Raw genomic sequence first — 14678 nt, 5'->3', positions numbered from 1 at the left:
CGCACATGGAGGGACGTCCGAGAGAGGACATCGACGTGCTGAGTATCGACGACGCGCTGGAGAGTGCGGCACACCTGCTGGGGAACCGTTTCGGCGGCACCCCGGAACTGACCCACCCGGAGAACCTCGGTGGGAGCGGGGATTCCCTGGTCGTGCGGGTGCGGGTGTCGCCGAACCCGTTCCTCCAGGAGCGCACCGTCGTGATCAAGCAGCTTCCGCCGGTCACCTCGCGTGGCGACGACTCCGAGGCGATCTCGGCGATGGTCCGCGAGGTGGTGGCCTACCAGTACACCAACACGCTGGCCGAGGAGCACCGTCCGGGCCCGCAGCTGCTGGCCCACGACATCGACACCCGCATCATGGTGCTCTCCGACCTCGGTGACGGACGCAACTATTCCGACATCCTCACCATGGCCGACGAACCGGAGCGCGCCGCGGCCCTGCGCAAGCTGGGCCGGGCGTTGGGACGCATGCACGTCGCGACCGCCGACGGGCAGGAGGCCTTCGACACGCTCAACCGTCGTCAGCACTCCCGCCACAACCTCCCGGCCTCCGGTGTCACCGACCGTGACGTGGACGTCGCCGCTCTGGTGGAGCAGGGCCTGGACCTGCTGCGTCGCAGCGGGGTGACGGTGGACCCCACCGTGGAGGCGCTCGCCCACGAGGCAGGGGCGCGTCAGTCCCGCAGCCGGGTGCAGGCGTTCACCCCCTTCGACCTGACCCCGGACAACATCATGCTGGCCGACTCGGTGGTCTTCCTGGACTACGAGTGGGCGGGTTTCCGCGACATCGTCTCCGACGTCGCCTGCGTGATCGCCGGGTTCCCCCACGACATCACCACCCCGCTGCTGGACCCCGAGGAACTCCGCGAGTTCATCGAGTCCTGGTCCTCGGAGGTCTCCGTGGTGTGGCCTGCCGTGCGTGAGGAGGGGCGCCTGGAGAAGGCGCTGATGGCGTCGTTGGTCGGCTGGGCGCTGATGAGCCTGTCGTTGCTCTACCACGGCACCCTGGCGGTCATCGAGACCTCCGCATCGGCGGCCGAGGGCGCCCGTCGTCTCGACCTGATGCCCCGTGAGCACCTCGCCGACCTGGCGACCACGGTGGAGGCGGTGCGCCGCTTCGCCGAGCGTCACGACGTCGACGAGAGCTTCCCGGCCGTGCGCGACTTCGCCGCCGAGCTGCTCACCACCCTGGCCAAGCTCGGGGCGCAGCCGCAGATTCGATGACTGACGGCGACGGACTTTTCGAGGTCCCTGGCGGGAGCCCCGAGGCCGCGGATAACCCTGGGGCCTCCGGGGCCGGCATCCCGTCGCGGTCGGCGGACTCCTACTTCCACCCCGGGGCGCACGCGCCCTTGGCGGTGCGCATGCGTCCGCGCTCCCTCGACGAGGTCGTCGGCCAGTCCCACGTGCTCGGCGACAACTCCCCGCTGCGCCGTCTGATCGACGGCCGCGGGGACTCCTCGGTCATCCTCTACGGCCCACCCGGCACGGGCAAGACCACGGTGGCCTCCCTGGTCGCCGGGGCGTCCGGCCGGCGTTTCGAGGCGCTCTCGGCGCTCAACGCCGGGGTCAAGGAGGTCCGTTCGGTCATCGACAACGCCCGTCGCCTGCTCACCCACGGTGAGTCGACGGTGCTGTTCATCGACGAGGTCCACCGGTTCTCCAAGACCCAGCAGGACGCACTGCTGGGCGCGGTGGAGAACCGCACGGTGCTGCTCGTCGCGGCGACGACTGAGAACCCGAGCTTCTCGGTGGTCTCACCGCTGCTGTCACGTTCGCTGCTGGTGCAGCTCAAGCCGTTGCAGGACGCCGACGTCGCCATGCTGCTCACCCGGGCCACGACCGACCGCCGCGGCTACGGTGGCGCGGTCACCCTGGCCGACGACGCCCGTGACCTGCTCGCCGCCCTCGCGGCCGGGGATGCCCGCCGTGGTCTGACCTACCTCGAGGCCGCCGTCGAGGGACTCGGGGACCTTGGTGGGAACGGAACGACCGACACAGACGCGCCCAGCCTCCTGACCGCCGAGGACGTCCGGGCGTCCACCGACCGCGCGGTGGCGCGCTACGACCGCGACGGCGACCAGCACTACGACATCACCAGTGCCTTCGTGAAGTCGTTGCGCGGCTCGGACCCGGACGCCGCGCTGCACTACCTGGCCCGCATGATCGACGCGGGGGAGGACCCCCGCTTCATCGCCCGCCGACTGGTGGTGCACGCCTCCGAGGACGTCGGCATGGCCGACCCCACGGCCCTGCAGGCGGCGATCGCCGCGCACCAGGCGGTGAGCTTCATCGGCATGCCCGAGGGACGCATCCCGCTGGCGCAGGCGACGGTGCACATCGCCACCGCGGCGAAGTCGAACTCGGTGGTGCAGGGCATCGACGCCGCCCTCGCCGACGTCCGGGAAGGACGCGGCTCGGTGGTGCCGCCGCATCTGCGCGACGGGCACTACTCGGGGGCGGAGTCGCTCGGCAACGCCGTCGGCTACCGGTACCCGCACGACGACCCGCGCGGCGTCCTGCGCCAGGACTACCTGCCGGAGGACCTGGCGGAAGCCCGCTACTACCGGCCGACCGAGCACGGCCGTGAGCACACGCTCAAGCCCCGCCTGGAGACCCTGCGTGGCATCGTCCGGGGCAGCGGGTAGACTGTTTCCGGTTAAGGCAACACGTGTAAAACACCGCGTCGACGATTCAGCTATCAAGAAGGTTCCGAAACTGTGCAGACCCATGAGATCCGCGAGCGCTTTCTCTCCCACTTCGTGAAGCAAGGCCACACCGAGGTCCCCAGTGCCTCGTTGATCCTGGACGACCCGAACCTGCTGTTCGTCAACGCCGGCATGGTGCCGTTCAAGCCCTACTTCCTCGGTGAGCAGACGCCGCCGTCCTCGCGCGCCACCTCGATCCAGAAGTGCGTGCGCACCCTGGACATCGAGGAGGTCGGCATCACCACCCGCCACAACACCTTCTTCCAGATGGCCGGCAACTTCTCCTTCGGCGACTACTTCAAGCGCGAGGTCATCCACTTCGCCTGGGGCCTGCTGACCAACCCCGTCGCCGAGGGCGGCTTCGGCCTGGACCCCGACCGGCTGTGGCCCACCGTGTACCGGACCGACGACGAGGCCGCGGCGATCTGGCACGAGGAGATCGGTGTGCCCGCCGAGCGCATCCAGCGCCGCGGTGGCGAGGACAACTACTGGGACATGGGGGTGCCCGGCCCGGGCGGCCCGTGCTCGGAGATCTTCTACGACCGTGGCCCGGAGTACGGCGTCGACGGCGGCCCGGAGGCCGACGAAAACCGGTTCATCGAGATCTGGAACCTGGTCTTCATGCAGGACGTGCGCGGTGAGAAGAGCCCGAAGGAGGGCTTCGAACCCGTCGGTGAGCTGCCGCAGAAGAACATCGACACCGGCATGGGCATCGAGCGCGTCGCCTGCATCCTGCAGGGCGTGGAGAACGTCTACGAGACCGACCTGCTCGCCCCGGTGATCAAGGTCGCCGAGGAGCTCACCGGTGCCGTCTACGGTCTGGTGGAGAACTCGGTGGAGGACGTGCGTTTCCGCGTCATCGCCGACCACACCCGCACGGCCCTGATGCTCATCCTGGACGGCGTGACCCCCGGCAACGAGGGCCGCGGCTACATCCTGCGCCGTCTGCTGCGCCGCATCATCCGTTCGGCCCGGCTGCTGGGCGCCACCGGGGTGACCATGGAGCGCTTCATGGACACCGTGCGCACCACGATGACCCCGTCCTACCCGGAGATCACGGAGAACTGGGAGCGCATCCGCGCCGTCGCCGTGGGCGAGGAGACCGCCTTCCTGAAGACCCTGGAGTCCGGCACCCGCCTGTTCGAGGAGGCCGCGGCCAAGGTCAAGGCCCAGGGCCGGACCGAGCTCGACGGCGCCTCCGCCTTCACCCTGCACGACACCCACGGTTTCCCCATCGACCTGACCATCGAGATGGCCTCGGAGGAGGGACTGACCGTCGACAAGGACGGGGAGAACGGCTTCGACGCCCACATGGCCGAGCAGAAGGCCCGCGCCAAGGCCGACAGCCGGGCGAAGAAGCAGGTCCACGCCGACGTGTCGGTGTACCGCTCCTTCGTCGACAACCACCCCACGGTCTTCCTGGGCTACGACTCCACCGACGCCGAGGCCCACATCCTGGGCCTGGTCTCCGCCGGCACCCTGGTCGACCGCGCCCCGGAGGGCACCGAGGTCGAGGTCATCCTGGACCGCACCCCGTTCTACGCCGAGGCCGGCGGCCAGATGGCCGACCGCGGCACCCTCACCGGCCCCGGCGGGCTGGGCGAGGTCCGCGACGTGCAGAAGACCGGACGCAAGGTCTCGCTGCACCGCGTCGCCGTCACCGGCGGTGAGCTCGCCGTGGGCGACACCGTCTCCGCACACGTCGACCACGCGTGGCGCCACGCCGCACGCCAGGCGCACTCCGGCACCCACCTGATCCACGCCGCCCTGCGCGACGTGCTCGGGCCCACCGCGGTGCAGGCCGGTTCGATGAACAAGCCGGGCTACCTGCGCTTCGACTTCAAGTACGGCACCCAGCTCACCGACGACCAGCTGCGCCGCATCCAGGAGATCTCCAACGAGGCCGTGGACACCGACTACAAGGTCAACACCATCGAGACCAGCCTCGAGGAGGCCAAGGCGATGGGTGCGATGGCCCTGTTCGGTGAGAACTACGGTTCGCAGGTACGCGTCGTGGAGATCGGCGGACCGTTCTCCATGGAGCTGTGCGGCGGCATCCACGTCGACCACTCCTCCCAGGTCGGCCCGGTCACCATCCTCGGCGAGTCCTCCGTGGGCTCGGGCACGCGCCGTATCGAGGCCTACACCGGCATGGACTCGATGCGTTTCCTCGCCGGCCAGAACGCCGTCGCCGGCAGCCTGGCCTCGCGGCTGAAGGTCACCTCCGAGGACCTGCCGGAGCGCTTCGCCCAGATCAACGAGCGCCTGCAGGCGGCGGAGAAGCGGATCAACCAGTTCCGCACCGCCGAGCTGACCGCCAAGGTCGGCGACTACGTGCTGCAGGCCGTCACCGTTGACGGTGTGCGTGTGCTCGCCGCCCGTGTGGCCGACGGTATCGCCGGCGGCGACCTGCGCACCATCGCCAACGACGCCAAGGCCCGCTTCGGGTCCGAGCCGGCGGTCGTGCTCTTCGCCTCGGCGGACACCGAGTCCGGCAAGGTGCCGTTCATCGCCGCAGTCACCGACGCCGCCGTCGACCGTGGCCTGTCCGCCGGTGAGGTCGTCAAGGCCGTCGGCCCGCTGGTCGGCGGACGCGGCGGCGGCAAGCCGTCGATGGCGCAGGGCTCCGGCAACGACGCCTCCGGCATCGACGCCGCGGTCGCCGCGGTGCGTCCGCACGTCGAGTCGGTCCTCGCCGGCGGCAAGTGATGGAGGACGGGGACCCCGGGCGGGGACGCCGTCTGGGCCTGGACGTCGGCACGGTACGCATCGGCGTGGCCCTGTCCGACCCCGACGGCATCCTCGCCACCCCGCTGGAGACCGTCGCCGCGGAGAAGGGCAGCGGTCGGCGCCCCGGCAGCGAGTTCGCCCGCGTCCTCGAGCTCATCGAGGAGAATTTCGTGGTCGAGGTCGTCGTGGGGCTTCCGGTGACACTGCGCTCCAAGCGCACCGAGAGCACGATCCGCGCGGAGAACTACGCCGCCGCCCTGCGTGAGGCGTTGGACGGCACACCGGTGCGCCTGGTTGACGAACGCATGTCCACCGTGGCCGCCACCAGCGCAATGCGTGCCTCCGGGGTCAGCGAACGCAAGGGCCGCTCGCGCATCGACCAGGCCGCCGCGGTGCACATCCTGCAGGGGTGGCTGGACACGCGTACCACCCGGCTGGACCGTTAACCACCCCGTAACCGGGTGTCCGATCAAGGATTTCCGGGCAGGACATGCGAGAATAACGCGCAGCGGAACATGCGATGCTGTTCCATAGACTTTTTATGACGTTCCAAGACGTTGTTACACCAAGTACACAGTAGAGACGTGGGAGTGAACCTTGCCTCGAAAGATCAGTACCGAACCCAGGTACCGTCGGCGCCGACAGTGGTCGATTGCTATCAGCCTTGCACTGATCCTTCTTCTCGTCTTCGTCGTCGCCTACGTCTACTACCAGCGTGAGGTCGTCAGCACCCGCGACTACGAGGGGGAGGGCAACGGCAACGTGGTCCTCGTCCGCGTCGACGAGGGCGACACCGTCTCCGGCCTGCTGCCGCAGCTGCTGGAGGACAACGTGGTCGGCTCACGCTCGGCGATGCTCAGTGCCGCCGACCACGCGGAGCAGAACGGGGACACCCGCGGCCTGGAGGCCGGCTACTACGCACTGCAGGAGGAGATGTCCGCCGAGGCGGCGATGACCGCACTGACCGACGACGAGCGTCGCCTGGGTGTCATCGACATCCCCAACGGCCTGACCCTCGAGGACGTCACCGTGGTCGGCGGCGAGGCCCGCGAGGGCATCTACTCCGCCATCGCCGGCAACTCCTGCCGTGAAGGCCTGACCGACGGGCTGGAGGACTGCGTCAGCGTCGACGACCTGCGTGAGACCGTCGCGACCACCCCGGCCGACGAGCTCGGCGTGCCCGAGTGGGCCGTGGACGCCGTGGAGGCCCGCGGCGACGACGCACGACGGGTCGAGGGCCTGATCTCCCCGGGTGTGCACCTCTTCGACCCCACCGCCGGCCCGCAGGAGATCATGAACACCCTGCTGGAGGACTCCGCGGAGGTCTACGAGGGCACCGGTCTGCTCGAGGCGTCCGACAGCGTGGGCCTGAGCCCCTATGACATGATCACCGCCGCCTCCCTCGTGGAGCGCGAGGCCCCGGAGGGCGACTTCGACAAGGTCGCCCGGGTGATCCTCAACCGTCTGGACGAGGACCAGCAGCTGGAGTTCGACTCCACGGTCAACTACGACGTCTCCGCCCAGGAGGTCGCCACCACCGACGAGGACCGTGCCCGCAACACCCCGTGGAACACCTACGCCAAGAAGGGGCTGCCGGACACCCCGATCGCCTCACCGGGCATCACCGCGCTGCAGTCCGTGGAGCACCCCGCCGACGGCGACTGGCTCTACTTCGTGACCGTGGACACCGACGGACGCACCGTGTTCAACCGCGAGTTCTCCGACCACGAGGCCGCCATCGAGGAGTCGCGCCGCAACGGTGTCCTCGACAGTGCCCGTTAGTGCCCGTTAGTGCCCGATAACCCCAGACAGACGCGAGGTAAGAGGATCATGGACAGCAGCAACGACGCCCCCGAGGTGTACAGCGTCGAGGAGTTCCTCGAACTCGCCGCCCGGCTCCAGGCTGACTCGGAAGGCACAGAGGGCACGCCGGCACAGTTGTGCGCCGTGCTGGGGCGTCCGGTGGGGCACTCCCTGTCCCCGGTGATCCACCTGGGCAGTGCGGCGATGATGGACAACGACGCCCTGGTGTACGTCCGCGTGGACGCCGGTGAGCCCTCGGAGGTGCGTCGGCTGATGCAGCACTCGCCGGCGTGCGTGCGTGGTTTCTCGGTGACGATGCCGGGCAAGTCCGCCGCCCACGACCTTGCCGACGAGGTCACCGACCGCGCGGCGCTGATCGGCAGTGCGAACACCCTGGTGCCCCTGCGCGACGCCGACGACGTCCCCACGGGCCGCTGGATGGCCGACAACACCGACGTCGACGGTCTGGCCGCCTGCCTCCGCGCCGTCCTCGGCGAGGACGAGGCCCCCGGTTCAGGACGTGGCTCAGGACGAGGTGTCGTCGTCGGCAACGGCGGGACGTCGCGTCCTGCCGTCGCCGCGCTGGCGGCCGAGGGGTTCACCTCGGTCACCGTGCTGGCACGCTCCGAGCGGGCGTTGAACCTGCAGAGCCTGGTCGAGTCCTACGGCATGGAGTTCGACTGGCTGCGCCTGGACGATGAGCGGCTCGCGTCGACCTGTGCCGCGGCGGACGTGCTGATCTCCACCATCCCGGCCGCCGGGGCGGGTGCGGTCGCCGAGCAGCTGGCCTCGGCGGCCGCGGTGGTCGACGTGATCTACGACCCGTACCCCACGCCGCTGATGCTGGCCGCGCGCAGCGCCGGCCACCCGGTGTCGGACGGCCTGCTGATGCTGGCCGGCCAGGGTGTCGAGCAGTTCCGGCAGTTCACCGCGGAGACGCCCTCCACGGAGGGCATGTACCGGTTGCTGCGGGCGCACCGCAGGACCCTGGAGTCGGCCGCCGGCTCTGACGCGGGGGCGTAGGGGACGAACGGGGGGACGAATGGGGATGGGGGAGACCGGGGGGTCTGTGCTAATCAGCACAGCGCTGCTCAGCACGGTCGCGTTGGCGGCCGTGGCACTGTGGGCGGGCGCGCTGGTGGTGCACGACCTGCGCTCGCGGCGGCTGCCGGACAGGTTGACGTTGCCCGCCGTGCCGGTGGCCTGGGTGCTCGCCGTGGCGTCCGGTCACCCGTGGGCGGTGCTCGGTGGGCTGGGCTGGTTCCTGCTGTGCGTGCTGCCCGGCAGGCTCACCCCGCGATGGCGCGTCGGTGGCGGCGACGCCAAGTTGGCCCTGAGTCTGGGCGTGGCCCCCGCGGTGGCCGGGGGAGCGGCCGGGGTGTTGCTCGCCGTGGCCGGCGCCTCGCTGGTCACCCTCGTGTTCGCCCTGTCGCCACGGGTCCGGGCGCGCGGGTTGCTGCACGGTCCCGGCATGCTGCTAGCCACGGTAGTCGCCACGGCCGTCACCGCCGTGACGGTGACCTGAGCCATAAACCCCGGGTTGTGGTGACGACCAATGGTTGCCCGTGCGACAATGTAGGGCATGCTTCGATGGACGACTGCCGGGGAATCACACGGCCAGGCCCTTGTTTCCGTTGTCGAGGACATTCCCGCCGGGGTGCCAGTCACCCGCGTCGAGGTGTCCCGCCAACTCGCCCGACGGCGCCTCGGCTACGGCCGTGGCGCACGCATGAAGTTCGAGGCCGACGAGGTGACCTTCCTCGGCGGCGTGCGTCACGGACTGACCATCGGTTCGCCGGTGGCCGTGATGATCGGCAACACCGAGTGGCCGAAGTGGACCACCATCATGTCCGCCGACCCGGTGGACCTCACCGACGAGGCCGTGGCCAAGGAGATGGACTCCGGCCGCGGTGCACGTCTGACCCGCCCACGCCCGGGGCACGCCGACTTCCCCGGCATGGTGAAGTACGGCCACGACGAGGCCCGCCCGGTGCTGGAACGCTCCAGTGCCCGGGAGACCGCCGCGCGCGTGGCGGCGGGCACCTTCGCCCGCGCCCTGCTGCGCGAGGTCACCGGTGCCGAGGTTGTCAGCCACGTCCTGTCGATCGGCCCGTCGGACACCTACACCGGCCCGCCGCCGACCGCGGCGGACCTGGACGCGGTGGACGGCTCCCCGGTGCGCGCGTTCACCGCCCACGGCGACAACCACGAGAAGTCGATGATCAGCGAGATCGAGGCCGCCCGCAAGTCCGGCGACACCCTCGGTGGCGTGGTGGAGGTCGTGGTTTCCGGGCTGCCGGTCGGCCTGGGCACCCACGTCAGCTGGGACGGTCGTCTCGACGGCCAGCTGGCCCAGGCGCTGATGAGCATCCAGGCGATCAAGGGTGTCGAGGTCGGCGACGGCTTCGAGGAGGCCCGTCGCCGTGGCTCCGAGGCCCACGACGAGATCGACCGCCTCGACCGGAGTTCGGGTGTGGGGCGTCGGACGAACCGCGCCGGCGGCCTGGAGGGCGGCATGACCAACGGTGAGCAGCTGCGCGTGCGTGCGGCGATGAAGCCGATCTCCACCGTGCCGCGTGCCCTGGCCACCGTGGACATGGACGACGGACGTCCGGCCACCGGCATCCACCAGCGTTCCGACGTGTGCGCGGTGCCCGCCGCCGGCGTGGTCGCCGAGTCAATGGTCGCCTTGGTGCTGGCGCGTGCGGTGATGGAGAAGTTCGGCGGCGACAGCGTCGCCGAGACCCGCCGCAACTACCGCTCCTACATCGACGACGTGGACGCCCGACTGACCTGGGACGAGGCCTGATGGCCGGCGAGACGGGCGCTGCCGGAGCGTCTGCCACCGCAACCCCCCGGGTCGTGCTCGTCGGGCCGCCCGGTGCCGGCAAGAGCACCGTGGGTCACGCCCTCGGCGAGGCGTTGCGCTGCGGGGTCGTGGACTCCGACACCCTGTTGGAGGACGCCAACGGCACGTCCTGCGGTGAGTTGTTCACCGCCCTCGGCGAGCCGGAGTTCCGGGCGCGCGAGGAGACCCACGTCGCCGAGGCGCTGGGCTCCACCGGCGTGGTGTCCCTCGGCGGCGGCGCGGTGCTCTCCGCGGCGACCCGCCGGCTGCTCGCCGCGCACACCGTGGTCTACCTGCGGGTGTCGGCGGAGGAGGGGACCAGGCGCACCGCGCACCTGGCGACCCGTCCGGTGCTCGCCGCCGCCGACGGCGACGACCCCGCCGCGCGCTACCGCGAGATCCTCGCCGAGCGTGAGGACCTCTACGGGGAGGTCGCCACCTACGTCGTCGACGCCGACGGACGCACCCCCCGGCACACCGTGGCCGAGGTGCTCGCCCTGATCGGCGTGCACGACCCCGCCGCCGACGAGCCTGCCGACGACGAGCCCGAACACACCCCGGAGGCCCAGCTGTGAGTACCCCGACCACCCGCACGGTGCACGTCGCCACGGAGCACCCCTACGACGTCGTCATCGGACGCGACCTGACCGCCGCTGTCGCCGACGCCGTGCCCGGGGCACGCCGCGCCGTGGTGCTGCACCAGCCGCCGCTGGCGGACCTGGCGTCCCGCGTGGCCGACGGCCTGCGCGCCGCCGGTGTCGAACCGGTCCTGTACGAGACGCCGGACGCCGAGGCAGCCAAGACCGTCGCCGGTGCCGCGCAGTGCTGGGACGTCTGCGCCGACGCCGGACTGTCGCGTCAGGACGTCGTCGTCGGCGTCGGCGGCGGGGCCACCACCGACCTCGCCGGGTTTATCGCCGCGACGTGGATGCGTGGGGTGCGGGTCGTGCAGTACCCCACCACGCTTCTGGCCATGGTCGACGCGGCGGTGGGCGGCAAGACCGGCATCAACACCGCCGCCGGCAAGAACCTCGTCGGCGGCTTCCACGAGCCCTCGGCCGTCCTGGTCGACCTCGACGTGCTCGAGACGCTGCCGCACCAGGAGATCGTGGCGGGCAGCGCGGAGATCATCAAGGCCGGGTTCATCCGCGACGGCCACATCCTCGACCTCTACGAGGCCGACCCCGCTGCCGCCTGCGACCCGCACGGCACCCTGCCGGAGCTCATCGAGGCGGCCATCAGGGTCAAGGCGGACGTCGTCGGCCAGGATCTGCGCGAGTCCTCGCTGCGCGAGATCCTCAACTACGGCCACACCTACGGTCACGCCGTGGAGCAGCACGAGAACTACCGGTGGCGCCACGGTCACGCCGTGGCGGTGGGCATGGTCTTCGAGGCCGAGCTCGCCCATGCCGCCGGCCTGCTCGACGCCGACGCGGTGGCCCGCCACCGACGTATCCTCGACAGCGTGGGCCTGCCCACCGGCTACTCCGACGCCACCCTCGCCGAGCTCACCGAGGTCATGGCCCGCGACAAGAAGAACAAGGACGGCAGCCTGCGCGTCGTCGTCGTGGGCGACCGTGAAGGCGACGGTGAGGGTGACGGTTCCTACGTCCCGCAGACGTTGGTGAACCCCGCCCAGGCAGACCTGCAGACCGCCTACCGCAACACCGCCAGCTAGCTCGTCAACAGTCAGCCAAAGTCAGCCAAGGAGACACCATGCGCATCGTCGTGCTCAACGGACCGAACCTCGACCGGCTCGGACGCCGCCAGCCCGAGATCTACGGCTCCACCACCCTGGCCGACGTGGAGGAGGGGCTCAGGGCCGACGCCCGGCGCCTCGGCGTGGAGATCGAGACGCTGCAGTCCAACCACGAGGGCGACCTCATCGACCGGGTGCACCGGGCGGCCGACGACGGCGACGCGGTCGTCATCAACCCCGGCGGCCTGACCCACACCTCGGTCGCCCTGCGCGACGCCCTGGTCGAGGTCGCCGACGGCCCCGGTTTCGTGGAGGTGCACATCTCCAACATCCACGCCCGCGAGGCCTTCCGCCACCACAGCTACCTCTCACCGATCGCCCGCGGCGTGATCGCCGGGCTCGGGGTCAAGGGCTACACCATGGCGCTGGAGTACCTCGCAGGCAGCTAGTGGGTACCTCCCGAGCGGGCACACCGTCGCCCGCGGCGGGGTAGTACCCTGAGGGTCATGACCGACACCCTCACCCGCCGCCGCGCCGTCGCACAGACCGTCGCCGACGCCGGCCACAGCCTCCTGCTCGTCTCCGACCTGAAGAACATCCGCTACCTCACCGGATTCAGCGGCTCCAACGCCGCCCTGCTGCTCGACACCGACGGTGCGGCGACCCTGGTCACCGACGGACGCTACGACACCCAGGTGCGCCAGGAGACCGCGGACTCGACCAACATCGACATCCGGATCACCCGTGACCTCTTCGGTGAACTGCGCGGAGTCGCCGGCGACAGCGCCTTCGCCGTCGAACCGGGCATGAGCGTGGCCACCGCCCGCGAACTCGGTGACCCGGCGATCCTCTCCGGCGCGGTCGAAGGGGCCCGCCTGGTCAAGGACGCGGCCGAGCTGGACGCCCTGCGCGAGGCCGGCCGGCTGGCGGACTCGGTCTTCACAGAATTCATCACCGCCGGCGGCATCCGCGAGGGCATCACCGAGATCGAGGCCGCGGCCGACCTGGAGTACCGCCTGCGGGCCGCCGGGGCGGACGGACTGAGCTTCGACACGATCCTGGCGTCCGGCGTGAACGCGGCCAAGCCGCACGCCGGCGTCTCGCGCGACGTCATCGTCCCGGGCCTGGTGACCATGGACTTCGGCGTGTGGCTCGACGGCTACGCCTCCGACCAGACCCGCACGGTGTGCGTGGGGGAGCCGGACGCACTGTCGGCGGAGATCTACGACCTGGTGTACCGCTCCTTCAACGCCGGGGTGGAGGCCGTGCGCCCGGGGGCGGGCCTGTTCGCCGTCGACAAGGTCTGCCGCGACATCATCGACGAAGCCGGTTACGCGGAGTACTTCGTGCACTCCACCGGCCACGGTGTCGGCCTGGACGTGCACGAGGCGCCCTACGCAGCCTCGCGCACCCCGCAGGACAAGCAGCTCTCCGAGTCGATGACGCTGACCATCGAACCGGGCGTCTACCTGCCCGGGCGTACCGGTGTGCGGATCGAGAACACCTACATCGTCACCGCCACCGGCGCGGAGTCGGTGAACCCCTCGCCGACCGAGTTGCGTGTGCTCTAGCAGGGGACTGCTAGACTGACCGGCTGACCATCCATCCTCGTTTCCCAGGGAGTAGACACGTGGCGACCACCGCGGATTTCAAGAACGGTCTCGTGCTGAAGATCGACAACAAGCTGCAGCAGATCATCGAGTTCCAGCACGTCAAGCCGGGCAAGGGCCCCGCGTTCGTGCGGACCAAGCTGAAGGACGTCGTCTCGGGCAAGACCCTCGACAAGACCTTCAACGCCGGTGTGAAGGTCGAGACCGCCACCGTCGACCGTCGCGACATGACCTACCTGTACCACGACGGCGAGAACTTCGTTGTCATGGACGACAAGGACTTCGAGCAGTTCGAGGTGCCCTCCGAGAAGTTCGGCGACGCCGGCCGCTTCCTGCTGGAGAACATGCGCGTGCAGCTGTCCTTCCACGACGGCCAGATCCTCTTCGGTGAGCTGCCGGTCTCCGTGGACCTGGAGATCCAGCACACCGACCCGGGCCTGCAGGGCGACCGCTCCACCGGTGGCAGCAAGCCCGCCACCCTGGAGACCGGCGCGGAGATCCAGGTCCCGCTGTTCCTGGAGACCGGCAACGTCGTCAAGGTCGACACCCGCTCGGGCGAGTACCTCTCCCGCGTCAACAACTAGACGTCATGTCCAACGAGAATCATTCCGGCGACAAGCAGGCCGGTGAGGCCTACCGCCGCCACGGGGCCCGTTACAAGGCCCGTCGACGCGCCGTCGACATCCTCTTCGAGGCCGAGTTCCGCGACATCGACCCCGTCGAGATCGTCGAGGACCGCACCGAACTGGCCAGGGACGAGTCCAACCAGGTCAAGCAGGTGCCGGAGTACACCGCCCGGATCGTGCCGGGGGTGGCGTCCTCCCTCGACGAGATCGACCGAGCGATCGCCAGCCACCTGAGCAGCACCTGGCGTCTGGAGCGCCTGCCGGCGGTGGACCGTGCGGTGCTGCGCGTGTCCGCCTGGGAGCTGCTCTACAACACGGAGGTCCCCTCGCGGGTGGCGCTCAAGGAGGGCATCCAGCTCGCCTCGGAGTACTCCCACGACAAGGCCCCCGGCTACGTCAACGCCGTGCTCGACGGGATCGCCCGCGACAAGCGCCTCGCTGACGAGGCGTCCGCCGCCGAGAAGGCCGAGCAGGACGCTGCGGCGGCGAAGGCCGAGCGTGACGCCGAGCAGGCGCGCGCCGACGCCCTCGTCGACGGCATCGTCGACGAACCCGCCGACGAGCCGGACGACGAGCCCGGCGACGAGAACTAGACTCCCCGGGGCTGACGTCCCGGGACCGTGCTAGAATTCTGCACGGAAACTGGATCCGG

14 protein-coding genes are annotated in these 14678 nt (G+C 70.2%); all 14 read left to right on the top strand.

Features of this window, described 5'->3' with window-relative positions:
- Positions 1–35: 35 nt before the first annotated feature.
- The 14 genes from ACT3TD_RS07790 (at position 36) to nusB (ending at position 14619) form a co-directional block, all read left to right on the top strand.
- Positions 36–1226, top strand: a complete 1191-nt coding sequence (locus ACT3TD_RS07790; protein WP_301442964.1) for a phosphotransferase — start codon at positions 36–38, stop codon at positions 1224–1226.
- Positions 1223–2650: a replication-associated recombination protein A gene (locus tag ACT3TD_RS07785; RefSeq protein ID WP_301442965.1), complete on the top strand. Its 1428-nt coding sequence runs from the start codon at positions 1223–1225 to the stop codon at positions 2648–2650. The genes ACT3TD_RS07790 and ACT3TD_RS07785 overlap by 4 nt, the downstream gene beginning before the upstream one ends.
- Before the next feature lie 72 nt (positions 2651–2722).
- Positions 2723–5419 (top strand): alanine--tRNA ligase, encoded by a 2697-nt coding sequence (alaS, locus tag ACT3TD_RS07780; protein ID WP_301442966.1) that lies wholly within the window; start codon positions 2723–2725, stop codon positions 5417–5419.
- Positions 5419–5886: a Holliday junction resolvase RuvX gene (ruvX, locus tag ACT3TD_RS07775; protein ID WP_301442967.1), complete on the top strand. Its 468-nt coding sequence runs from the start codon at positions 5419–5421 to the stop codon at positions 5884–5886. The genes alaS and ruvX overlap by 1 nt, the downstream gene beginning before the upstream one ends.
- Positions 5887–6037: 151 nt before the next feature.
- Positions 6038–7222, top strand: coding sequence for an endolytic transglycosylase MltG (mltG, locus tag ACT3TD_RS07770; protein ID WP_441579260.1), 1185 nt, complete (start codon positions 6038–6040; stop codon positions 7220–7222).
- A 48-nt stretch (positions 7223–7270) separates the two neighbouring features.
- Positions 7271–8266: a shikimate dehydrogenase gene (locus ACT3TD_RS07765; protein WP_441579259.1), complete on the top strand. Its 996-nt coding sequence runs from the start codon at positions 7271–7273 to the stop codon at positions 8264–8266.
- 46 nt (positions 8267–8312) lie between these two features.
- On the top strand, positions 8313–8768 hold the full coding sequence (locus ACT3TD_RS07760) for an A24 family peptidase (protein ID WP_441579258.1): 456 nt from the start codon (positions 8313–8315) through the stop codon (positions 8766–8768).
- Between the two features lie 57 nt (positions 8769–8825).
- Complete coding sequence (gene aroC / locus ACT3TD_RS07755) at positions 8826–10052, top strand: chorismate synthase (protein WP_301441895.1); 1227 nt, start codon at positions 8826–8828, stop codon at positions 10050–10052.
- Positions 10052–10666: a shikimate kinase gene (locus ACT3TD_RS07750; protein ID WP_301441896.1), complete on the top strand. Its 615-nt coding sequence runs from the start codon at positions 10052–10054 to the stop codon at positions 10664–10666. The genes aroC and ACT3TD_RS07750 overlap by 1 nt, the downstream gene beginning before the upstream one ends.
- Positions 10663–11769, top strand: coding sequence for a 3-dehydroquinate synthase (gene aroB / locus ACT3TD_RS07745; protein ID WP_301441897.1), 1107 nt, complete (start codon positions 10663–10665; stop codon positions 11767–11769). The genes ACT3TD_RS07750 and aroB overlap by 4 nt, the downstream gene beginning before the upstream one ends.
- Positions 11770–11807: 38 nt before the next feature.
- The gene (aroQ, locus tag ACT3TD_RS07740; RefSeq protein WP_301441898.1) at positions 11808–12239 is read left to right on the top strand and encodes a type II 3-dehydroquinate dehydratase; all 432 of its coding nucleotides are present in this window, start codon (positions 11808–11810) and stop codon (positions 12237–12239) included.
- Positions 12240–12296: 57 nt separating this feature from the next.
- Positions 12297–13361 (top strand): M24 family metallopeptidase, encoded by a 1065-nt coding sequence (locus tag ACT3TD_RS07735; RefSeq protein WP_301441899.1) that lies wholly within the window; start codon positions 12297–12299, stop codon positions 13359–13361.
- Between the two features lie 59 nt (positions 13362–13420).
- The gene (efp, locus tag ACT3TD_RS07730) at positions 13421–13984 is read left to right on the top strand and encodes an elongation factor P (protein ID WP_301441900.1); all 564 of its coding nucleotides are present in this window, start codon (positions 13421–13423) and stop codon (positions 13982–13984) included.
- 5 nt (positions 13985–13989) lie between these two features.
- A complete protein-coding gene (gene nusB, locus ACT3TD_RS07725) occupies positions 13990–14619 on the top strand; it encodes a transcription antitermination factor NusB (RefSeq protein ID WP_301441901.1) in 630 nt (209 codons plus the stop codon).
- The last annotated feature ends 59 nt before the right edge of the window (positions 14620–14678 follow it).

Origin of the sequence: Corynebacterium sp. AOP36-E1-14 (genome assembly GCF_052377495.1) — a bacterium.
In the GTDB taxonomy this organism is placed as follows: domain Bacteria; phylum Actinomycetota; class Actinomycetes; order Mycobacteriales; family Mycobacteriaceae; genus Corynebacterium.
This window is presented reverse-complemented; position numbering and strand designations above follow the sequence as displayed.

Excerpts from the sequence above, each read along its gene's own strand:
- ACT3TD_RS07785 (WP_301442965.1), top strand. The coding sequence starts at position 1,223 with ATGACTGACGGCGACGGACTTTTCGAGGTCCCTGGCGGGAGCCCCGAG.
- ruvX (WP_301442967.1), top strand. The coding sequence starts at position 5,419 with ATGGAGGACGGGGACCCCGGGCGGGGACGCCGTCTGGGCCTGGACGTC.
- ACT3TD_RS07765 (WP_441579259.1), top strand. The coding sequence starts at position 7,271 with ATGGACAGCAGCAACGACGCCCCCGAGGTGTACAGCGTCGAGGAGTTC.
- aroC (WP_301441895.1), top strand. The coding sequence starts at position 8,826 with ATGCTTCGATGGACGACTGCCGGGGAATCACACGGCCAGGCCCTTGTT.
- ACT3TD_RS07750 (WP_301441896.1), top strand. The coding sequence starts at position 10,052 with ATGGCCGGCGAGACGGGCGCTGCCGGAGCGTCTGCCACCGCAACCCCC.
- aroQ (WP_301441898.1), top strand. The coding sequence starts at position 11,808 with ATGCGCATCGTCGTGCTCAACGGACCGAACCTCGACCGGCTCGGACGC.
- ACT3TD_RS07735 (WP_301441899.1), top strand. The coding sequence starts at position 12,297 with ATGACCGACACCCTCACCCGCCGCCGCGCCGTCGCACAGACCGTCGCC.
- nusB (WP_301441901.1), top strand. The coding sequence starts at position 13,990 with ATGTCCAACGAGAATCATTCCGGCGACAAGCAGGCCGGTGAGGCCTAC.